The 21248-nt window shown below is 60.2% G+C and carries 17 protein-coding genes; 14 read left to right on the top strand and 3 right to left on the bottom strand.

The genetic code is table 11. From position 1 onward, the window contains the following. Window positions 1-5 precede the first annotated feature (5 nt). From prfA to kdsA, 5 genes are read left to right on the top strand one after another with little or no spacing between them, the layout of a single operon-like run. A complete protein-coding gene (gene prfA / locus I6L58_RS22665; protein WP_088208300.1) occupies window positions 6-1088 on the top strand; it encodes a peptide chain release factor 1 in 1083 nt (360 codons plus the stop codon). Beyond that, entirely contained in the window at window positions 1088-1918 is an 831-nt protein-coding gene (prmC, locus tag I6L58_RS22670; RefSeq protein ID WP_088208301.1) for a peptide chain release factor N(5)-glutamine methyltransferase, read from the top strand. Before prfA ends, prmC begins: the two co-directional genes overlap by 1 nt. Further along, on the top strand, window positions 1915-2307 hold the full coding sequence (sirB2, locus tag I6L58_RS22675) for an invasion regulator SirB2 (protein WP_042320578.1): 393 nt from the start codon (window positions 1915-1917) through the stop codon (window positions 2305-2307). Before prmC ends, sirB2 begins: the two co-directional genes overlap by 4 nt. A gap of 3 nt (window positions 2308-2310) precedes the next feature. Next, the gene (gene sirB1, locus I6L58_RS22680; RefSeq protein ID WP_088208302.1) at window positions 2311-3120 is read left to right on the top strand and encodes an invasion regulator SirB1; all 810 of its coding nucleotides are present in this window, start codon (window positions 2311-2313) and stop codon (window positions 3118-3120) included. 36 nt (window positions 3121-3156) lie between these two features. Further along, complete coding sequence (kdsA, locus tag I6L58_RS22685) at window positions 3157-4011, top strand: 3-deoxy-8-phosphooctulonate synthase (protein ID WP_058610239.1); 855 nt, start codon at window positions 3157-3159, stop codon at window positions 4009-4011. 74 nt (window positions 4012-4085) lie between these two features. Here the strand turns inward: kdsA and chaA are convergent, their stop codons facing one another. After that, entirely contained in the window at window positions 4086-5186 is a 1101-nt protein-coding gene (gene chaA / locus I6L58_RS22690; RefSeq protein WP_042319988.1) for a sodium-potassium/proton antiporter ChaA, read from the bottom strand. A 269-nt stretch (window positions 5187-5455) separates the two neighbouring features. On the opposite strand from chaA, the gene chaB reads away from it, so the two are divergent. Together chaB and I6L58_RS22700 are read left to right on the top strand one after the other, a co-directional pair. Then, window positions 5456-5686: a putative cation transport regulator ChaB gene (chaB, locus tag I6L58_RS22695; protein WP_006175884.1), complete on the top strand. Its 231-nt coding sequence runs from the start codon at window positions 5456-5458 to the stop codon at window positions 5684-5686. Between the two features lie 177 nt (window positions 5687-5863). Beyond that, window positions 5864-6562, top strand: coding sequence for a gamma-glutamylcyclotransferase (locus I6L58_RS22700; RefSeq protein ID WP_042320576.1), 699 nt, complete (start codon window positions 5864-5866; stop codon window positions 6560-6562). 21 nt (window positions 6563-6583) lie between these two features. Here I6L58_RS22700 and I6L58_RS22705 read toward each other — a convergent pair whose 3' ends face one another. Beyond that, entirely contained in the window at window positions 6584-8368 is a 1785-nt protein-coding gene (locus I6L58_RS22705; RefSeq protein WP_088208303.1) for a methyl-accepting chemotaxis protein, read from the bottom strand. 106 nt (window positions 8369-8474) lie between these two features. Continuing rightward, window positions 8475-8828, bottom strand: a complete 354-nt coding sequence (locus I6L58_RS22710; protein WP_006175879.1) for a DsrE/DsrF/TusD sulfur relay family protein — start codon at window positions 8826-8828, stop codon at window positions 8475-8477. A gap of 72 nt (window positions 8829-8900) precedes the next feature. Between I6L58_RS22710 and nasR the strand changes: the two genes are divergently transcribed. The 7 genes from nasR (at window position 8901) to I6L58_RS22745 (ending at window position 21247) form a co-directional block, all read left to right on the top strand. Continuing rightward, complete coding sequence (gene nasR, locus I6L58_RS22715) at window positions 8901-10085, top strand: nitrate regulatory protein NasR (protein WP_088208304.1); 1185 nt, start codon at window positions 8901-8903, stop codon at window positions 10083-10085. A gap of 228 nt (window positions 10086-10313) precedes the next feature. After that, window positions 10314-11561, top strand: a complete 1248-nt coding sequence (locus tag I6L58_RS22720) for a CmpA/NrtA family ABC transporter substrate-binding protein (RefSeq protein ID WP_088208305.1) — start codon at window positions 10314-10316, stop codon at window positions 11559-11561. A gap of 2 nt (window positions 11562-11563) precedes the next feature. Continuing rightward, window positions 11564-12442: a nitrate ABC transporter permease gene (ntrB, locus tag I6L58_RS22725; protein ID WP_042319982.1), complete on the top strand. Its 879-nt coding sequence runs from the start codon at window positions 11564-11566 to the stop codon at window positions 12440-12442. 9 nt (window positions 12443-12451) lie between these two features. Next, entirely contained in the window at window positions 12452-13240 is a 789-nt protein-coding gene (locus tag I6L58_RS22730; protein WP_006175874.1) for an ABC transporter ATP-binding protein, read from the top strand. Window positions 13241-13253: 13 nt separating this feature from the next. Continuing rightward, on the top strand, window positions 13254-17243 hold the full coding sequence (gene nirB / locus I6L58_RS22735; protein ID WP_088208306.1) for a nitrite reductase large subunit NirB: 3990 nt from the start codon (window positions 13254-13256) through the stop codon (window positions 17241-17243). Next, complete coding sequence (locus tag I6L58_RS22740) at window positions 17240-19726, top strand: nitrate reductase (protein ID WP_088208307.1); 2487 nt, start codon at window positions 17240-17242, stop codon at window positions 19724-19726. Before nirB ends, I6L58_RS22740 begins: the two co-directional genes overlap by 4 nt. Before the next feature lie 114 nt (window positions 19727-19840). Beyond that, complete coding sequence (locus tag I6L58_RS22745) at window positions 19841-21247, top strand: YchO/YchP family invasin (RefSeq protein ID WP_006175871.1); 1407 nt, start codon at window positions 19841-19843, stop codon at window positions 21245-21247. The last annotated feature ends 1 nt before the right edge of the window (window position 21248 follow it).

Consider the following 21248-nt stretch of genomic DNA (forward strand, 5'->3'; position numbering starts at 1 on the left):
CGCCTATGAAGCCTTCTATCGTCGCCAAACTGGAAGCTCTGCACGAGCGCCATGAAGAAGTCCAGGCGCTGCTCGGCGATGCCGGGACCATTGCAGACCAGGAACGTTTTCGCGCGCTGTCGCGGGAATACGCGCAGTTAAGTGATGTATCAAAATGCTATACCGACTGGCGACAGGTCCAGGACGATATTGAAACCGCGCAGATGATGCTCGACGACCCTGAAATGCGTGAAATGGCGCAGGAAGAGTTGCAGGACGCCAAAGCGCGTTCTGAAGAGATGGAGCAGCAGCTCCAGGTGCTTTTACTGCCAAAAGATCCGGATGATGAACGTAACGCCTTTATTGAAGTGCGCGCCGGAACCGGCGGTGACGAGGCGGCGCTGTTTGCCGGTGACCTGTTCCGCATGTACTGCCGCTATGCTGAAGCGCGTCGCTGGCGCGTCGAGATCCTGAGCGCCAACGAAGGCGAACACGGTGGTTTTAAAGAAGTTATCGCCAAGATCAGCGGCGACGGCGTGTACGGGCGTCTGAAGTTTGAATCGGGCGGCCATCGCGTGCAGCGCGTACCGGCAACGGAATCCCAGGGGCGTATCCACACCTCGGCCTGTACCGTTGCGGTGATGCCTGAGCTGCCGGAAGCCGAACTGCCGGACATTAACCCGGCGGATCTGCGTATCGACACCTTCCGCTCCTCGGGCGCGGGCGGTCAGCACGTTAACACCACTGACTCCGCGATCCGTATTACCCACCTGCCGACTGGCATCGTGGTGGAGTGTCAGGACGAGCGTTCCCAGCACAAGAACAAAGCCAAAGCCTTGTCCGTACTGGGCGCACGTATCCGTGCCGCCGAAGTGGCGAAGCGCCAGCAGGCGGAAGCCTCTACCCGTCGCAACCTGCTGGGCAGCGGCGATCGCAGCGATCGTAACCGCACCTACAACTTCCCGCAGGGGCGCGTGACCGATCACCGCATCAACCTGACGCTCTACCGCCTGGATGAAACCATGGAAGGCAAGCTCGATATGCTGATTGAGCCTATCGTACAGGAATACCAGGCCGACCAGTTGGCGGCCTTGTCCGAGCAGGAATAATGGATTTTCAACACTGGTTACGCCACGCCGCCAGTGCGCTTTCAGAGAGTGAAAGCCCTAAACGCGACGCCGAAATTTTGCTGGAGCATGTGACGGGGAAAACCCGTACCTGGCTGCTTGCCTTCGGCGAGACGGCGCTGACCGCTGAACAGGAAGCGGCGCTTTCGGCGCTGCTTGCCCGCCGTAAGACCGGTGAGCCGGTGGCGCACCTGGTCGGCGAGCGCGAGTTCTGGTCGCTGCCGCTGTATGTCTCTGCCGCTACGCTGATCCCCCGCCCGGACACCGAGTGTCTGGTCGAACAGGCGCTGGCCCGTCTGCCGGAGCAGGGCACGGCAATCCTCGATCTGGGTACCGGCACCGGCGCGATTGCCCTGGCGCTTGCCAGCGAGCGTCCTGATTGCAGCGTAACGGCCGTCGATCTGATGCCTGATGCGGTCGCGCTGGCGCAGCGTAACGTCCAGCGCCTTGAGCTGTGCAACGTGACGGTGCTTCAAAGCAGCTGGTTCAGCGCGCTTGAGGCGCGCAGCTTTGGGATGATTGTCAGTAATCCCCCCTACATCGACGAAAATGACCCCCATCTGGCGCAGGGTGACGTCCGCTTTGAGCCGCGCACGGCGCTGGTGGCGTCCGGTGAGGGGCTTGCCGATCTCGATCACATTGTGACAACGTCACGACAACATTTGCTTCACGGCGGCTGGCTGCTGGTGGAACATGGCTGGACCCAGGGCGAGGCGGTGCGTGATCTGTTCACCCGCGCGGGCTACACGGGCGTCGAAACCTGTCGTGATTATGGCGGCAACGAACGCCTGACGCTGGGTCAATGGGCATGAGTCTTTTTACCGTGCTGATTACCGTCCACCTTGTGTGTGTCGCGTTGACGATAGCGTTCTTTATCGTCCGCTACGCGTGGCGTTACAGCAATAATCCATTGATTGACGCCCGCTGGGTGCGTATTGCGCCGCACTGTATCGACACGCTGCTGTTCCTTTCCGGGGCCGGGTTGATGTGGAAAACGGGCTATCTGCCATTTACTGATAAAGGCGCATGGCTGACTGAAAAGCTGTTTGGCGTTATCATCTACATCGTTTTGGGTTTTATCGCGCTTGGGCGTCGTCGTCCGCGCAGCCAGCAGACCGGGTTTATCGCCTTTCTGCTGGGTTTGGTGGTGCTGTACATCATCATTAAACTCGCCACCACAAGAATACCGATACTGGGGTAAGTCATGAGGTCCTTAGCCAATTTCGAATTTAATAAAGTGCCGCTCTGCGATGGCATGATCCTGATTTCAGAGATGATCCGCGACGACTTTACGTCGCAGTTCGTTTACGCGGAGCTGGAGAAGCTGGTCAGCCTGGCGCGTGAGGAGATCAATCAGGCGCGTCCGCAGGACTGGCAGCTTGAAAAGCTGGTGGAGCTTTTCTACGGCGAATGGGGTTTTTGCGACACGCGTGGCGTGTATCGCCTGTCTGACGCCTTATGGCTGGATCAGGTTCTGAAAAATCGTCAGGGTAGCGCCGTCGCGCTGGGCGCTATTTTACTGTGGGTCGCCCATCGTCTGGATATTCCGCTGGTGCCGGTCATCTTCCCGACGCAGATGATCCTGCGGGCGGAGTGGCTGGACGGTGAGATGTGGTTAATCAATCCGTTTAACGGCGACACGCTGGATGAACACACGCTGGACGTCTGGCTTAAAGGCAACATCAGCCCGGTCGCCGAGTTGTTTAACGAAGATCTCGACGAAGCGGATAACGCAGAAGTGATCCGCAAGCTGCTCGATACGCTGAAGTCCGCGCTGATGGAAGAGCGGCAGATGGAGCTGGCCTTACGCGCAAGCGAGGTGCTGCTGCAGTTTAACCCGGAAGATCCGTATGAAATTCGCGACCGCGGGCTTATTTATGCCCAGCTCGACTGCGAGCATGTGGCGCTGAATGATTTGAGTTATTTCGTTGAACAGTGCCCGGAAGATCCGATTAGCGAAATGATCCGCGCGCAGATTAACGCGATCTCGCACAAACAAATTACACTGCATTAATCTTAATTCCGATTCACACCTGAATAAGGCGATCCTATGAAACAAAAAGTGGTTAGCATTGGTGATATCAACGTGGCAAACGACCTGCCGTTCGTGCTGTTTGGCGGTATGAACGTGCTGGAATCCCGTGATCTCGCGATGCGTATCTGCGAGCACTACGTGACCGTGACCCAGAAACTGGGCATCCCGTACGTGTTCAAAGCCTCTTTTGATAAAGCCAACCGCTCCTCCATCAACTCTTACCGTGGCCCGGGCCTGGAAGAGGGGATGAAAATTTTCCAGGAGCTGAAGCAGACCTTTGGCGTTAAAGTGATCACCGACGTGCATGAAGCCTCACAGGCGCAGCCTGTGGCAGACGTGGTAGACGTTATCCAACTGCCTGCGTTCCTGGCGCGCCAGACCGACCTGGTGGCGGCGATGGCGAAAACCGGTGCCGTCATCAACGTGAAGAAGCCGCAGTTCGTGAGCCCAGGGCAGATGGGCAACATCGTGGATAAGTTTATCGAAGGCGGTAACGACCAAGTTATCCTGTGCGATCGCGGAGCCAACTTCGGCTATGACAACCTGGTGGTTGATATGCTGGGCTTTAGCGTGATGAAGAACGTCTCTAACCAGTCTCCGGTGATTTTCGACGTAACCCACGCCCTGCAGTGCCGCGACCCGTTTGGTGCGGCGTCCGGCGGCCGTCGTGCTCAGGTTACCGAACTGGCGCGCGCCGGTATGGCGACAGGTCTGGCGGGCTTGTTCATTGAAGCGCACCCGGATCCTGCCAACGCCAAGTGCGATGGCCCGTCCGCACTGCCGCTGGACAAACTGGAACCCTTCCTGAAACAGATCAAAGCGATTGACGATCTGGTGAAGAGCTTCGACGAGCTGGATACCAGCAACTAATAAAAAAACCCGCTTCGGCGGGTTTTTTTATGGCGTTTATTGCCGGGTGGCGCTGCGCTTACCCGGCAAACACGCTACGCAAATATCGTCATCAAATACGCAATAAACAGCGCCATGTGCGCCGCACCGTTCAGCACGTTGGTGCGCCCGGTCGAGAACGAAATCTGGCACAGCAGCAGGGAGGCCAGCATCACAATCATCTCCGGCGCGCCCAGCGCAAACTGCAAATCATTACCCGTCATAAAGGCAATTAAGGTCACCACCGGCACGGTGAGGGAGATCGTTGCCAGCACCGAACCGAAGAACAAGTTCATGGCGCGCTGCACCTGATTGTTCAGCACCGCTTTCAGCGCGCCCAGTCCTTCCGGAGAGAGAATCAACAGCGCTACCAGGAAGCCGGTAAAGGCAACCGGGGCATTCAGCTCGGTTAACAGCGTTTCAAGCGGGTTTGCGTTCATCTTGGTCACGGCGATAACCGCAACCAGATGCACGATCAGCCAGACGGTGTGCCACGCGCTGCTGTGGGCCGAGGGTTTGCCGTGATGCGGATCATCGTCGTCGCCGTCATCTTCATGCTCATAGACAAACAGGCTCTGGTGCGTTTTGGTCTGGATCAGCAGGAACACGCCGTACATGGCTGCGGAAATCAGGGCAACCAGCAGCGCCTGCCCGGTGGTAAAGTTCGCCCCCGGCAGCGCCATCGGGAAGACCAGCACAATGATTGCCAGCGGGAAAAGGGCGATCAGGTACTGTTTAATGCCAAACAGATTCATATACTGGGTCGCGAATTTACGCCCGCCCAGTAACAGCGAAAAGCCCACCAGACCGCCGGTCACAATCATGATGATGGAATACAGGGTGTCGCGCATCAGCGTAGGCGCGGCGTCGCCCGTTGCCATCAGGGCGGAGATCAGGCTGACTTCGAGAATAACGACCGAAAGGCTTAAGATTAAGGAGCCGTAAGGTTCGCCCAGGCGGTGGGCTAATACGTCGGCATGGCGGACTACGCTAAAGGCGCTGGTTAAGATCCCGACCAGCGCAAGGATATTGATACCAACCACCACTGGCAGTGACTGACTGCTTCCCCAGAAGAGCAGCACAGCCAGTGCCAGAACCGGGAAAATGAGTGACGTCTCCTTGTGGCGGGTCTTAACCGCCTCGTGTGCTGCTGTCATGTGCTTCTCCATCAATGCAGGTGTTGTCATTATAGATAGAATTTTAAGGTCAATAAACTAACAGAATTCTGCTATTTCCCCTTTATTTTTTACTTAATTTTACCCTTTTAGCAGAAATTTAAGGCTGATGGTTAAAAAGATCATTTTTAAAAGAATACTTCATAAATAACAGCTAATTAATCTTTATGTTAATCCAAATTACTCATCGGCGTGGCAACCTGTGGCATCGTCGTCCACACTTAACCTTTTACACAAAAGTGAGGTAAACCATGCCCTATAAATCGAAAAGCGAACTGCCCGATAGCGTACAGCACGTCCTGCCAGCCCATGCCCAGGATATCTACAAAGAAGCGTTTAACAGCGCCTGGGATCAGTATAAAGATAAAGACGACCGCCGGGATGATGCCAGCCGGGAAGAGACCGCTCATAAAGTCGCCTGGGCGGCAGTGAAAAATGATTACGAGAAAGGAGACGATGATAAATGGCATAAAAAGAAATAGCCGCGAAACCCTTACCTGGCCCGGTTTTGACTTTTAAGGCGGTTGAACTTCCGTTGTATTGCAACTGGCCCGCGAATTGCTTATCGTTAATCCCCTGCTGGTAAAATGACCAGTAGATAATGTCGGGAAGGCGGATTACAGCGGTCGCAAGGAAGCATGCAGTGGCGGAGGTATAAAGTGTTAACGCGTGATTTCTTGATGAAAGCGGATTGTAAGACGGCATTTGGTGCTATTGAGGAATCGCTTCTCTGGTCGGCTGAACAACGTGCGGCGTCGCTCGCTGCCACGCTTTCCTGCCGTCCTGACGATGGCCCGGTATGGATCTTTGGCTATGGTTCGCTGATGTGGAACCCGGCCCTCGAATTTGTCGAATCGGCGACGGGCACGCTGCCCGGTTGGCATCGCGCGTTTTGCCTGCGCCTGACCGCGGGCCGCGGCAGTGCCTGTCAGCCAGGGCGCATGCTTGCACTGAAAGAGGGCGGGCGCACCACGGGCGTGGCCTACCGCCTGCCGGATGCCACGCTGCAGGAGGAGCTGACGCTGCTCTGGAAGCGCGAGATGATCACCGGGTGCTACATGCCCAGCTGGTGCAAGCTGGAACTCGACGACGGCCGCACCGTCAACGCGCTGGTGTTTATCATGGACCCACGCCATCCACTGTATGAAGCCGATACCCGCACGCAGGTGATTGCTCCGCTGATCGCGGCCGCCAGCGGCCCACTGGGCACTAACGCGCAGTACCTTTTCTCCCTCGACCAGGAGTTGACCCGCCTCGGCATGAAAGATGATTGCCTGAATGAGCTGGTGGTGAAGGTGAAAGCGCTGCTGGAAGGAAATGCGCCGGGGCTATGCCTGACCCCGGCGGGCGCGCGTTAACGCCTTCGCGCGCCAGAAGGTTTAAATGCGGAAATGCCCGGCCGTTTCCGCCAGATCGCCCGCCTGGCTCTGCAGGGCGCTGGCCGCAGCGGCCGACTCGACCACCAGTTCCGCGTTCTGCTGCACCATCCGATCCAGATGCGTCACCGCGTGGTTTATCTCGTGAATACCTTTCATCTGCTCACTGGTGGCGATGGAGATTTCGCGCATGATGCCCGAGACGCTGCCGATGCTGGCCCGGATCTCATTCATGCTGTCACCCGCCAGATGCACATAGCGCGATCCGGTTGCCACGCTGTCGGTGGTGGAGTCGATAAGCGATTTGATCTCTTTCGCCGCCTGCGCACTGCGGCTGGCAAGGTTACGCACTTCCCCGGCCACCACGGCAAACCCACGTCCTTGCTCGCCGGCGCGCGCCGCTTCGACCGAGGCATTCAGCGCCAGAATGTTGGTCTGGAAGGCAATACCGTCAATCACGCTGGTGATATCGCCAATTTTTGCTGACGCCACCTCAATCGACTGCATGGTACTGATGGCCTGAGAGACCACCTCGCCCCCGCGAGAAGCGGCGGCGGAGGCCTTGCTCGCCTGATCGTTGGCTTGCGCCGCTGACGCATTGGACTGGGTCACCGACGCGGTGATCTGCTCTACGGCGCTGGCCGTCTCACGCAGGCTGGAGGCGGCCTGCTCGGTGCGCCCCGAAAGATCCTGGTTGCCTGCGGCAATCTCCTTCGCCGCATTTTTTACGGATGCGCTGGCATCGCGCAGTTGCACCATCACCACCGAGAGTTTGTCGCTGAAGGCGTTAAACGCCTGGGCGATTTGCGCTACCTCATCGTCGCCGTTGTCCGGCAGACGCTGCGACAGGTCGTTGGTACCGTTGGCGATGCTGTGCATCGCGTCGCGGATATCCGACAGCCTTTTCAGCAGACGGGCAATGGCAATGTGAACCACCGCGCCGCTCAGCAAGACCAGGATCACCAGCGACAGCGCAGAGGCCTTCAGCAGCGCGCGCATGCCGGAAGTGGCATCGTTGTTGTCCAGCGCCACAATCAGCATCCAGTGCGTGCCGGGAATGGCCGTCGCCACAAAGGTTTTCGCTATGCCGTTAAACGTGCCGTCGACGGGCGCACCGTTTTTCAGGGCGGCAAAATCAATCCCTTTAACGGATTCACCGAGCGGTTTGAGCGTGAGCGCCGCGTCGTTGGCGGCAATCACGGTCCCATCGCTGTCGACCAAAAGCCCGCTGCTCTCAGGCGTAGGATGAATACCGCGCACGTTCGCCACCACGCTGTCCATGGCCACATCACCGGCAACAACCGCTTTCAGCACGCCATTCTCTTTCACCGGGACGGCAAACGTCACAACCAGCTTGCCGGTGCCGGCGTCGACGTACGGGGCGGTAACCACAGGCGCGTCGGCGGTGACCACCTGCTGATACCACGGCCGGATGGTCGGGTCGTAATCCGCCGGAACCCCCGCAGGATCCGAGAACTTTGCCGTTTTGCTGGCATAGCCAACGTAGACGTTTGTGAATCCACCCGCCTGCGCGAGTTGCTTAAAGGTCGGAACCGGATCGTCGCTCAGCGCCACGGTCTGGGCGGAAGCGATCACGGTCATTTTACCCTTTACCCACTCCGCAATGGCCATGTTATGGCTGGCGCTGGTGCTGGCGAGGATATCCCGCTGCGACTGCTGGTTATCCTGACGCGTGACCTGAAAGTTGATGATGGTGTTGAGAAGAAGGGCGACGACGAGACAACCCGTCGTCGCGGCGATAATGCGAGCGCGAATGGATCTGAACATAAGTGAAATACCTGCTGTGTTGTTTCCATGCCTATCGGCAATGTGGCAGGCAAACTTGATGCTGAAACCGCGTCCATTAGAAAATAATATTAAACCGGGTTTATTATTAAAAAGTTAATACTTTATCGGCGGACAGAGTCCAGTCTGCCAGCTCAACAAGCGTGCCAATTTCCACCCCGTCAATCAGCGGCAGCCCGGTGATGCCGCGCCCGTCGGTGCAGGTTTTACACAGCTTAACCGGCACGTTTTGCGCCGTCAGGATCTCGAGCATCTGCTGAATGTTGTACCCCTCGGCAGGTTTTTGCCCCTTCAGCCCGGCGGTGACCGCATCCGACATCAAAAAGAGGCGCAGTTCAGGGCGATGCTCTTTCTCGCACAGGGCGATTGCCAGGCGCAGGCTGTTAAAAAGGGATTCACTGCCGTAGGCCGCTCCGTTGGCGACAATCGTAATCTTCTGCATGGAAACTCCTGTTCGGTTAAAAGGCATGAATATTGCTTAGCTCTACGGGGAATAGGGAACCGGAGAGCGAGTATGACGATAAAGGCTGACAGTTTATCGGGCGCAAATGAATGGCTTCATCGTGCCACGGTGATGCGCCGCGAGCAGCTTAATACCCTGGCGGTTCTGGGGGCGCTGGTCAACGGCATCAGCCGACTGGTGCATATGCTACAGTGCGAGCGCGGGGCGTCAAACGTCTGGCTCTGCTCCCGGGGGCAGCTCTACGGCCCGGAATGTCGGGCCAGCAAGGCGCTGGTCGATGAAAATCTGACGGCGTTCAACCGTCAGCTTAACCTGCAAACGCCGATGCCCGGCAGCGCGGTGTGCGAACGCATTGCCGGTGCGCTTCACGCGCTGGCGTCGCTTCCGGCGCTGCGTGACGACGTCGAACGGCAAAACGTGACGGCCCCGCAGGCGATGGAACGCTACAGCCGGATACTTCGCCATCTGCTCAGTATCATTCCTCAGCTCAATGACAGCATTGACGATCCGCAAATCGCGGGCCGGTTTGTCGCACTTTATAGCCTGATGCAGGGCAAAGAGTGGGTAGGGCAGGAGCGTGCGCTGGGCGCAACGGGCTTCACGCAGGGCTTTTTTGATGATGAAACCCGCCAGCGGCTGGTGGACCGTATCGACGGGCAGCAGGCCTGCTTCGAGGTTTTTTTGTCTTACAGCCGGGCCGACGTGCAGGAGACGTTTGCGCTTAACTGTATGCCGGACCTCGAAACAGAGCAGCTCAGGCGCGTGGCCTGTACCCGTCAGCCGGCGGCGGACAAGGGAAACACCGCCCTGAGGTGGTTTGCGTTGCAGACGGCACGCCTGGAACACCTTCGCACGCTGGAGGAGTTAGCCATCGCCGATCTCATGGCGATGGTGGATGAACGTATTCACGGGGCGAATGAACGCACGCTGCGGGTCTGCGAGGACAACGAGGCGTTTACCCATTTCCCGGATAAACCTCTGCTGCCGCTGGTGCGCGAGCAGGCACGTGAGATCGACAGTCTTTCCCGTCAGTTGGCCTCCCTGCGCGAAACGCTGGAGGAGCGCAAGACCATCGACAAAGCCAAAAGCATCCTGATGACGCATCACGCTATGAGCGAAGAGCAGGCGTGGACAACGCTGCGCAAAATGGCGATGGACAAAAATCAGCGCATGGTGGATATCGCCCATGCGCTGCTCACCGTGAAGAACCTCTGGCAGCCCGTGCCGAAAGCGTAGTTGCACAATCAGCGGGCATGTCATGCCTGATTGAGGTGCGCCGTGAGAGGGCAACGGGCGGGGAAGCCCTGAAAACAACAGTTTAAAACCTGGCATCCCCTTTGCATTATCAGATTAACAAAGATTGACGGTGCGCCAACGGCGGCGCATGCGTTTTCAGGATAAAGGCGTCCAGCGGTGCTCCGGCACCGACGGGCGCTTTTTTTTGGCTTTTTTTCGGGAGTGGTTATGGCGGATTTGTCGAGACGGCGGTTTTTGCAGGCCAGCATGCTGGCGAGCGGCGCAATGCTGTTACCCGGCATCATGCAGGCCGCGTGGGCGGCGGGGTCGGACAGGCCGGAGCAGCAGACGGTGCGGATCGGATTTATCCCGCTCACCGACTGCGCGCCGGTGGTTATCGCGGCGCTGAAGGGGTTTGATAAAAAGTACGGCATCACCATCGTGCCGACCAAAGAGGCGAGCTGGGCGGCTGTACGCGACAAGCTGGTTGCCGGTGAACTGGACGCCGCACACATTCTTTACGGCCTGCTGTATGGGCTTGAGCTGGGCATCGCCGGCAAGCCGCAGGAGATGGCAAACCTGATGACCCTTAACCAGAACGGCCAGGCGATTACGCTCTCAAGCGATCTGGCAGAGAAGGGCGTGCGCGATCTCGACGGGCTGAAAAAGCGGGTCGCTCAGCAGCCTCCCGGCACCTACACCTTTGCCCACACCTTCCCGACGGGCACCCACGCCATGTGGCTGTACTACTGGCTGGCAAGCGCCGGGATCAATCCGTTTGACGATGTGCGTACCGTGGTGGTGCCGCCCCCGCAAATGGTGATGAACATGCGCATTGGCAACATGGTCGGTTTTTGCGTCGGTGAGCCGTGGAACGCGCGCGCCATTAATGACCGCATCGGGTTTACCGCCGCCACCTCCCAGTCCATCTGGGCCGATCATCCGGAAAAAATCCTCGGCACCCGCCGCGCCTGGGTAGAGAAGAACCCGCATACCGCACGGGCGCTGGTGAGCGCGGTGCTGGAAGCCGCCCGCTGGATAGACGCCTCGCCGGAAAACAAACGCGAAACCGCGCAGATCCTCTCCCGTCGGGCATGGCTTAACTGCAAAGAGCAGTATCTCACCGGGCGTATGCTGGGCGAGTACGACAACGGTCTGGGGCAGCGCTGGCAGGATGACTACCCGATTCGCTTCTTCAATGACGGGGCCGTCAGCTACCCGTATCTCTCCGACGGTACCTGGTTCTTAACCCAGTTCCGCCGCTGGGGCTTGCTAAAGACCGCCCCGGACTATCACGCCATCGCGCAACGCATCAACCAGACCGCGGTCTGGCAGGACGCGGCAACCGCCGTCGGCGGCATCTCCACGCCGTCATCACCGCTTCGCAGCAGCACGCTGATGGACGGTACCGTCTGGAACGGCACCGATCCGGACGGTTACGCCAACCGCTTCGCTATTCACCGTAAAGGGGCCTGATTATGTCGCATCTGCAAAATACACAGCCACAAGAGACGCCGGTCAGCGCTGAGGTGATCGCGCTGCCACCGGTGCCGGTTCGCCGCCGTGGACCGGGGTTTACGCGCCGGATGAATGACCTCCTGCAACGTATTATCCCGGCTTTTCTCGGTCTCGGGCTGATGGTGGTGCTCTGGCAGCTCGCCGCCATTAACAGTAAAGGCTTTCCGACGCCGCTCAGCACCCTGGATTCAGCGTTAACCCTGTTTGCCGATCCCTTCTACCGCGACGGACCGAATGATATGGGCATCGGCTGGAACGTGCTGGCCTCGCTCCAGCGCGTGGCGGTGGGCTTTGGCCTGGCGGCGATAGCCGGTATTCCGCTGGGCTTTCTGATTGGCCGCTTCACCTTTTTCTCGCGCATGTTCAACCCGCTGATTGCGCTGCTGCGCCCCGTCAGCCCGCTGGCCTGGCTGCCCATCGGCCTGCTGCTGTTCCAGAAAGCGGAGCCGGCCTCCAGCTGGACCATTTTCATCTGCTCCATCTGGCCGATGGTGATCAACACCGCCGAAGGGGTGCGCCGGATCCCGCAGGATTACCTTAACGTTGCCCGCGTGCTGCAGCTTTCCGAATGGACCATCCTGCGCCGCATTCTTTTCCCGGCGGTATTGCCTGCGGTACTGACCGGGGTGCGTCTGTCGATAGGGATCGCCTGGCTGGTGATCGTCGCCGCCGAAATGCTGACCGGTGGCGTCGGGATCGGCTTCTGGATCTGGAACGAGTGGAACAACCTCAACGTTGAAAACATTCTCATCGCCATCGTCATCATTGGTGTGGTCGGGCTGATGCTGGAGCAGGGGCTGATGCTGATCGCCCGCCGTTTTAGCTGGCAGGAAAAATAAGGAGTGACTATGAAACCGTTAATTCAGGTGCAGGCCGTGAGCCAGCGTTTTTCCACCGCCAGCGGTGAGTTTCTGGCGCTGCAAAACGTCTCGTTTGATATCCATGAAGGGGAAACCGTCAGCCTGATTGGTCACTCCGGGTGCGGTAAATCCACGCTGCTGAACCTTATCGCCGGGATCGCATTGCCGACGGAGGGCGGGATTATCTGCGATAACCGTGAAATCGCCGGGCCGGGGCCAGAGCGGGCGGTGGTGTTTCAGAACCATTCGCTGCTGCCGTGGCTCACCTGCTTCGACAACGTGGCGCTGGCGGTGGACCAGGTGTTTCGCCGCACCATGAGTAAGGCCGAGCGCAGGGAGTGGATCGAACACAATCTCGATCGCGTGCAGATGGGCCATGCGCTGCACAAGCGTCCGTCGGAGATCTCCGGTGGGATGAAACAGCGCGTCGGCATCGCCCGCGCGCTGGCGATGAAGCCCAAAGTGTTGCTGATGGATGAGCCTTTCGGCGCGCTGGATGCCCTGACCCGCGCGCACCTTCAGGACTCGGTGATGAAAATTCAGCAGGCGCTGAACACCACCATCGTGCTTATCACCCATGATGTCGACGAGGCGGTGCTGCTCTCTGACCGTGTGCTGATGATGACCAACGGCCCGGCGGCCACCGTCGGGGAGATCCTCCAGGTTGACCTGCCGCGTCCGCGAAACCGGGTGCAGCTGGCTGACGACAGCCGCTATCACCACATGCGCCAGCAGATCCTGCATTTCCTCTATGAAAAACAGCCTAAGGCGGCGTAACGAGGAGGCCACGATGCGACTGGTGATTATCGGTAATGGAATGGCAGCAACGCGGCTGATTGCCTCCCTGACCGAGCGCGCGCCCGGTCGCTTTGCCATCACGGTCATTGGCGACGAGCCTGAACACGCCTACAACCGCATCCAGCTTTCGCCGGTGCTTGGCGGGGAAAAACAGGCGGCGACCCTTCGCCTGCAGGACGATGACTGGTATCGCCAGCGCGGCGTCACCGTCCTCAGAGGGGAAAAGGCAATTGCAGTGGACAGGGTGCGGCGGGAAGTGCACACCCGGCACCAGACCCTGCGTTGGGATGAACTGGTCTTTGCCACCGGATCACAGCCCATTGTTCCGCCGATACCCGGGCTTGAGGCACCGCACGTCTTCACGTTTCGCACCCTAGAGGATACCCGCGCGATTCTCGCCACGGACGGTCCTTCGGTGGTGTTGGGCGGCGGCGTGCTGGGCGTCGAGGCGGCTGCCGCGCTGGCGCGAACCGGTGACAACGTCACGCTGGTGCATCGCGGGCCGTGGCTGATGGATCAGCAGCTTGACCAGCAGGCAGGGCTGTTGCTGGAAGAGGCGCTGGCGGCGCGCGGCGTTCGCTGCGAACTCTCAACCGGGATCGTAGCCGTGGCGACCGACTCGGTCACGTTGCTTAACCAGCGGCGACTTGATGCCGCTCGCGTTGTTCTCGCTACCGGCGTTCAGCCCGACGTCGCCCTGGCAAAGGCCAGCGGTCTGCGCTGCGCCCGGGGCATTGTGGTTAACCATCAGATGCAAACCTCCGTCCCGCAGGTGAGCGCCATAGGCGAATGCTGCGAAATTGACGGGCAGACGTTTGGCCTGGTCGCCCCCTGTCTTGCCCAGGCGGATATCCTCGCCGCCCGGCTTGCCGGAGAGGTGGCGTCACCCTTTGCGCTGACCGACGGCGGCATGCGTCTCAAGGTTACCGGCGTGGAGTTGTTCACCGCCGGACGCGCGGCCATGCAGCCTGACGATGTGGTCTGGAGCACGTGGGACCCGCTGACCCGGCACTACCGGCGTTTACTGATCCATCGCGGCGCGCTGGCAGGGGTGCTGCTGATGGGGGACTGCCGCAGCGCGGCGACATTTACCGATTTACTGGCTACGGCTGCTCCCGCACGCGTGGACTGGCTGTTCGATCAATTCACGACGACGCAACCGCAGGTTGCAGGACACAACGCTATGACAAAACCTACGCTGGTGGTGGTTGGACACGGTATGGTCGGCCATCATTTCCTTGAAGAGTGCGTTAACCGTAACGTGCACACGGCTTATCAGATTGTGGTCCTTGGCGAAGAGCGCCATGCCGCTTACGACCGCGTCCACCTGTCAGAGTATTTTGGCGGGCGCAGCGCCGACTCCCTCTCGCTGGTCGAAGGCGATTTCTTTGCCGATAACGGCATTGAGCTGCGCCTGTCGCAGCAGGTGGTGGCTATCGATCGCGACGCACGCGTAGTGCGAACCGCCAGCGGGCACGAAACCCACTGGGACAAACTGGTGCTCGCCACCGGCTCGTATCCGTTCGTTCCGCCGGTGCCGGGCAACGATCTGCCGGGCTGCTTTGTCTACCGCACCCTCGACGACCTCGATAGCATTGCCGCACGGGCTAAGCATGCGCGTCGTGGTGTGGTGATCGGCGGCGGCCTGCTGGGGCTGGAGGCCGCCAACGCCCTCAGGCAGCTTGGGCTTAAGACCGACGTGGTGGAGTTCGCGCCCAATCTGATGGCGGTGCAGCTCGATAACGACGGCGCGGCAATGCTGCGTAAGAAAATTGAGGCGCTCGGCGTAGGGGTCCACACCGGGAAAGCCACCACTGAGATTGCGCGCACCGATGATGGTCTGGTTCTGCGTTTCGCCGACGGTGGCACGCTTGAAACGGATATCGTGGTCTTTTCCGCCGGGATCCGCCCGCAGGATGCGCTGGCGCGCACCAGCGGCCTGACGACAGGCGAGCGCGGAGGGATTGGCATTAATGACCAGTGCCGGACATCCGATCCTGACGTGTTCGCCGTCGGGGAGTGCGCGCTGTGGGAAGGTAAAATCTTCGGCCTGGTGGCACCAGGATACCAGATGGCGCGCGTCGCGGCGGCGGCGCTGGCAGGAGAAGAAACACAGTTTACGGGTGCCGACATGAGCACCAAACTGAAGCTGCTCGGCGTGGACGTGGCCTCGTTTGGCGATGCCCATGGCCGTACGCCGGGGGCGTTAAGCTACCAGTGGACCCACGGCCCGCAGCAAGTCTATAAAAAAATTGTGGTCAGCCACGACGGGAAAACCCTGCTCGGAGGCGTGCTGGTGGGCGATGCCAGTGAATATGCCACCCTGGTGCAGATGATGCTCAACGGGATTAGCCTGCCGAAAGAGCCGGAAACGCTGATTCTGCCTGCGTTGTCCGGCAGTGCGCCAAAAGCGCTGGGCGTCGCGGCGCTGCCGGAAAACGCGCAGATCTGTTCCTGCCATAACGTCAGCAAAGGCGATATCTGCCGGGCCGTAAGCGACGGGGCGATGGATATGGGAGCCATTAAACAGTGCACCAAAGCGGCTACGGGCTGCGGCGGCTGTAGTGCCCTGGTTAAACAGGTGATGGAGTTCCAGCTTGCCGGGCAGGGCGTAGAGGTGAAAAAGGATATCTGCGAACACTTCCCGTACTCGCGTCAGGAGATCTACCACCTCGTTCGCGTGAATCATATACGCACCTTCGAACAGCTGATTGGTCGCTATGGTCACGGGCACGGGTGTGAAATTTGCAAACCGCTGGTTGGCTCGGTGCTGGCCTCGTGCTGGAACGAGTATCTGCTTAAACCGGCACATCTGCCGCTGCAGGACACCAACGACCGCTACTTTGCCAACATCCAGAAAGACGGTACCTACTCCATCGTGCCGCGTATGCCTGCCGGGGAGGTCTCTGCCGACGGGCTGATTGCCATCGGCCAGATTGCGAAGCGCTACAGCCTGTACAGTAAGATCACCGGCGGGCAGCGTATCGACCTGTTTGGCGCGACGCTCGACCAGCTGCCGGCGATCTGGCAGGCGCTGGTGGAGGCCGGGTTTGAGACCGGGCACGCCTACGGTAAGTCGCTGCGCACGGTGAAATCCTGCGTGGGGTCCACCTGGTGTCGCTACGGCGTGCAGGACTCCACGGGTCTCGCGGTAAAACTGGAGCACCGCTACAAAGGCCTGCGGGCACCGCATAAGATAAAAATGGCGGTTTCCGGCTGTACCCGCGAGTGCGCCGAGGCGCAGAGCAAAGATGTCGGGGTGATCGCCACGGACAAAGGCTGGAATCTCTACCTTTGCGGCAACGGCGGGATGAAACCGCGCCACGCGGATCTCTTCGCCAGCGACCTGGATGAAGAGACGCTGATCCGCACCGTCGACCGCTTCCTGATGTTCTATATCCGCACGGCGGATCGCCTGCAGCGCACCAGCACCTGGATGGACAATCTTGAGGGCGGCCTCGACTATCTGCGCCAGGTCATTATTGATGACAGCCTGGGTATTGCGCACGAACTGGAGCAGGAGATGGCCCGGGTGGTGGACACCTACCAGTGCGAATGGCAAACCACGCTCAGCGATCCAAACCGCCTGGCGCTGTTCCGCACCGAAGTGAACAGTCAGCCCACGGATGAAAACAAACGCTGGCAGGCGATCTGCGGACTGGAGGATATTCCCGAGCAGGCGGGGATCGGCGCGCGCCTGGGGCGGAAATCGATCGCGCTGTTCCGCTTTGGTCAGTCGGTTTATGCCCTTGATGACCGCGAGCCAGGCAGCCGCGCCAACGTGCTCTCGCGCGGTATTCTGGGCGATGCGGGCGGCGAACCCGTGGTGATCTCGCCCCTGTATAAGCTGCGTATTCGCCTGCGCGACGGGCGTCAGTTTGACAGCGGCGAGCCTGCCGTGCGCGCGTGGCCGGTAAAAATTGAGAACGGCAAAGTGTGGGTGGGCAACGAAGAGCTGGTTATGCGCGCGGAGGCATCATGAACGAGACCCGGACCACGTGCCCCTACTGCGGGGTGGGCTGCGGGGTGATCGCCCGAACGGAAGGTGAGAAGGTCACCGTGCGCGGCGACGAGCGCCATCCCGCCAACTATGGCAGGCTCTGCGTGAAAGGCTCGGCGTTAGGGGAAACCACCGGCCTGCAGGGGCGCTTATTGCGGCCCGTTGTCGACGGCCAGGAGGCCGACTGGCCGCAGGCGGTGCACGCCGCGGGCGAGCGGCTGCGGGACATTATCGACCGCTATGGCCCTCAGGCGGTGGCCTTTTACGCCTCCGGCCAGTTGCTCACCGAGGATTACTACGCGGCCAACAAGCTGATGAAGGGGTTTATCGGCGCGGCCAATATCGATACCAACTCCCGGCTGTGTATGTCCTCCGCCGTCGTGGGCTACAAGCGGGCGTTTGGCGAAGACGTGGTGCCGTGCAGTTACGAGGACATCGAAAACAGCGATCTGGTGGTGCTGGTCGGGTCGAACGCGGCCTGGACGCATCCGGTGCTGTATCAGCGGCTGGTGCAGGCGCGCCAGAGTCATCCGGCGATGCGGGTGGTGGTGATCGACCCGCGTAAAACCGCTACCTGCGATATCGCCGACCTGCATTTGGCGCTCAGACCCGGCAGCGACGCCGGGCTGTTCGTCGGCCTGCTCAATCGCATCCAGGGAACCGCTGACTGGCCGGCTGAGCGGGTAGCGGAATTTTGCGATCTTTCAGCGGCAGCGATTAACCAGTTTTACGACATGTTTATCACCGCACCCCGCGCCATCACGCTTTACACCATGGGGATCAACCAGTCGGCCAGCGGCAGTGATAAATGTAACGCCATCATTAACGTGCATCTCGCCAGCGGTAAATTCGCCCGGCAGGGCTGCGGCCCGTTTTCTCTGACCGGTCAGCCAAATGCCATGGGGGGCCGGGAAGTCGGCGGGCTGGCGAATCAGCTCGCGGCACATATGCATTTCGAGCCGGACGATCTCGCGCGGGTCGCCCGCTTCTGGGGAACGGAAAGGCTGGCGCAAACGCCGGGGCTGATGGCGGTGGAGTTATTCGACGCCATCGCGCGAGGGGAGGTGAAAGCGGTGTGGATCATGGGCACCAACCCTGCGGTGTCGATGCCGGACAGCCACGCCGTGTGTCAGGCGCTGGCAGCCTGCCCGCTGGTGATCGTCTCTGAGGTCATGCAGGAGACAGATACCAGCCGGTTGGCCCACATTCGCTTCCCGGCGCTGGGATGGGGAGAGAAAAACGGAACGGTGACCAACTCGGAGCGTCGCATCTCGCGCCAGCGTTCCTTTCTGCCCGCACCCGGCGAGGCGAAAGCGGACTGGTGGATTATCGCGCAGGTGGCCACGGCCCTCGGCTACAGCGCGGCGTTTGGCTGGGAACATCCCCATGAGATTTTTTGCGAGCATGCCGCGCTGACCGCCTTTGAGAACAACGGCGAGCGGGCGCTAAACCTGCACGCGCTTGCCGCCCTGACGCGCGAGGCGTGGGATGACCTGGAACCGTACCAGTGGCCGACAGGGGCGTTCCCGCGCCGGGACATCGTACCGGTAGAGCCTCAGCCGCACGGCGCAACGCCGGATGTGCTCTATCCGCTGGTGCTGAACACCGGACGCATCCGCGATCAGTGGCATACCATGACCCGCACGGGCTACGTTCCCAGGCTGATGCAGCACATTGCCGAGCCGCAGGTTGAGGTGTTTCCGACCGACGCGTTGCGTTTTGCCCTGCACGACGGCGGGTTGGCGCGGATCAGCTCGCCGCGCGGCGTGATGGTCGCCAGAGTGTGCATCACTACCCACCCGCGCGAAGGGGAACTGTTTGCCCCGATGCACTGGAACAACCAGTTTGCCCGGCAGGGCAAGGTGAACGCCCTGGTTGCCGGGCGTTGCGACCCGTTATCCGGCCAGCCGGAGAGCAAGCAAACCGCCGTGCGGATCGCGCCCTGGCAGCCCGCCTGGCAGGGCGAGTTGTATGCCCGCGAAATGCCCGCGCTGCCACCTTTCGTACACGGGTGGCGCAAGGCGACACGGCTGACGGTCGCGGGAGATAAGCCGCTGCTGGCGTGGGCTATTGATTACAGCACCGCGCAGGGCTGGCAGGTACAAATTGCCCGTGCCGGTGAGCGGGGGAGCGTACTGGCCTGGCACGACGGGGCGCTGATGCTCGGCTTCTGGGAAAGCTCCGGTTTGCCGGAACTGGCGCACGGGTTTATCGAAGAGGCGTTCCGCGCCGCCCCCGTTCAGCTGGCGGAACGTCATGCGTTGCTCCACGGCCAGCCGCCCGGCGCACGCCTGGATCCGGGGCGCATCATCTGTAGCTGTTTTAACGTCGGCGAAAACACCATTCGCGAGGCGATTGCCGGTGGCTGCGATTCCGCTGCGGCGCTGGGGGTAAAGCTGCGCTGTGGGACCAACTGCGGATCCTGCGTGCCGGAGCTGAAAGGCTTCTTTGGGGTGAAGGCGTAAAGGCGGTGGGCGTTTCAGGTTATTCCTGAAATTCGCGTTCAGGCTGTATTTCTTCGCCCGGGACGTTAAGCTATAACCGTCTTCTTACTCAAACAGGCGCTTATCACGACGTTGATGGTTGTATCGCCCCGCATTCGTTCGCTGTTTTTCCTTCCTCTCCTGTCGGCCGGAGCCGTTTACGGTGCGCCGAATTCCTTTGTCCAGCAGGCGCAAAATCCGTTTGATAACAACGGAGATTCGCTGCCGGACCTCGGACTTGCCAAACCCACTTCCGAAGGCGAAAAGCACCTCGCCGAAATGGCAAAGGCGTTTGGCGAGGCCAGCATGACCGATAACGGCTTGACGACGGGCGAGCAGGCCCGGCAGTTTGCGTTTGGCAAGGTGCGTGATGCGGTGAGCGGCGAGGTGAATGAGCAGATTGAATCCTGGCTTTCGCCCTGGGGCAACGCCAGCGTCAATGTGCGGGTGGACGATAACGGAACCTTCAACGGCAGCAGCGGGAGCTGGTTTATCCCCTGGAACGATAACAACCGCTATCTGAGCTGGAGTCAGCTTGGCCTGACGCAGCAAACCGACGGGCTGGTAAGCAACGCCGGGGTCGGCCAGCGCTGGGTCGCCGGAAACTGGCTGCTGGGCTACAACACCTTTTATGACAACCTGCTGGACGAAAATCTTCAGCGCGCCGGGCTGGGGGCAGAGGCCTGGGGGCAAAACCTGCGGCTTTCCGCCAACTACTATCAGCCGTTTGCCGGCTGGCGAGACGATTCAGACGTGCAGGAGCAGCGTATGGCCCGCGGGTACGACGTCACGGCTAAAGCCTGGCTGCCGTGGTTCCATCATCTGAATACCAGCGTCAGCTTCGAGCAGTATTTTGGCGACAGCGTGGATCTCTTTAACAGCGGAACCGGCTATCACAATCCGATGGCGGTCAATCTGGGGCTGGACTACACCCCCGTGCCGCTGGTGACAATCTCTGCCGCCCACAAGCAGGGGGAGAGCGGGGTCAGCCAGAACAACCTTGGGCTGAAGCTCAACTATCGGTTTGGCGTACCGCTGGCGAAGCAGTTGTCTGCCGGAGAGGTGGCGGCAACGCGATCGCTTCGGGGCAGCCGCTATGATCCTGCCGAACGTAACAGCCTGCCGGTAATGGAGTTCCGCCAGCGCAAAACGCTGTCGGTCTACCTGGCGACGCCGCCGTGGGATTTAAAAGGTGGCGAAACGGTGATGCTCAAGCTGCAGATCCGCAGCACGCACGGTATTCGTCAGCTTCACTGGCAGGGAGATACGCAGGCGCTGAGCCTGACGTCGCCGGCCAACAGTACCAGCAGCGACGGCTGGAGCATTATTATCCCGGCATGGGACGCGCGCGAAGGGGCGACCAACCGCTGGCGGCTGTCGGTAGTGGCGGAAGATAAAGACGGGCAGCGCGTCTCTTCCAATGAGATCACGCTAACGGTGGTGCAGCCGCTTGTGGTCATGCCTGACGACGACCCGCGGTGGAAGCTGCTGCCTGATGACTGAA

It is taken from the genome of Enterobacter cancerogenus (assembly GCF_019047785.1).
Taxonomy (GTDB): domain Bacteria; phylum Pseudomonadota; class Gammaproteobacteria; order Enterobacterales; family Enterobacteriaceae; genus Enterobacter; species Enterobacter cancerogenus.

Bases quoted from the DNA above. Each gene is read 5' to 3' on its own strand.
- prfA (WP_088208300.1), top strand. From the start codon at position 6: ATGAAGCCTTCTATCGTCGCCAAACTGGAAGCTCTGCACGAGCGCCAT.
- prmC (WP_088208301.1), top strand. From the start codon at position 1,088: ATGGATTTTCAACACTGGTTACGCCACGCCGCCAGTGCGCTTTCAGAG.
- sirB2 (WP_042320578.1), top strand. From the start codon at position 1,915: ATGAGTCTTTTTACCGTGCTGATTACCGTCCACCTTGTGTGTGTCGCG.
- sirB1 (WP_088208302.1), top strand. From the start codon at position 2,311: ATGAGGTCCTTAGCCAATTTCGAATTTAATAAAGTGCCGCTCTGCGAT.
- kdsA (WP_058610239.1), top strand. From the start codon at position 3,157: ATGAAACAAAAAGTGGTTAGCATTGGTGATATCAACGTGGCAAACGAC.
- chaA (WP_042319988.1), bottom strand. From the start codon at position 5,186: ATGACAGCAGCACACGAGGCGGTTAAGACCCGCCACAAGGAGACGTCA.
- chaB (WP_006175884.1), top strand. From the start codon at position 5,456: ATGCCCTATAAATCGAAAAGCGAACTGCCCGATAGCGTACAGCACGTC.
- I6L58_RS22705 (WP_088208303.1), bottom strand. From the start codon at position 8,368: ATGTTCAGATCCATTCGCGCTCGCATTATCGCCGCGACGACGGGTTGT.
- I6L58_RS22710 (WP_006175879.1), bottom strand. From the start codon at position 8,828: ATGCAGAAGATTACGATTGTCGCCAACGGAGCGGCCTACGGCAGTGAA.
- nasR (WP_088208304.1), top strand. From the start codon at position 8,901: ATGACGATAAAGGCTGACAGTTTATCGGGCGCAAATGAATGGCTTCAT.
- I6L58_RS22720 (WP_088208305.1), top strand. From the start codon at position 10,314: ATGGCGGATTTGTCGAGACGGCGGTTTTTGCAGGCCAGCATGCTGGCG.
- ntrB (WP_042319982.1), top strand. From the start codon at position 11,564: ATGTCGCATCTGCAAAATACACAGCCACAAGAGACGCCGGTCAGCGCT.
- I6L58_RS22730 (WP_006175874.1), top strand. From the start codon at position 12,452: ATGAAACCGTTAATTCAGGTGCAGGCCGTGAGCCAGCGTTTTTCCACC.
- nirB (WP_088208306.1), top strand. From the start codon at position 13,254: ATGCGACTGGTGATTATCGGTAATGGAATGGCAGCAACGCGGCTGATT.
- I6L58_RS22740 (WP_088208307.1), top strand. From the start codon at position 17,240: ATGAACGAGACCCGGACCACGTGCCCCTACTGCGGGGTGGGCTGCGGG.
- I6L58_RS22745 (WP_006175871.1), top strand. From the start codon at position 19,841: ATGGTTGTATCGCCCCGCATTCGTTCGCTGTTTTTCCTTCCTCTCCTG.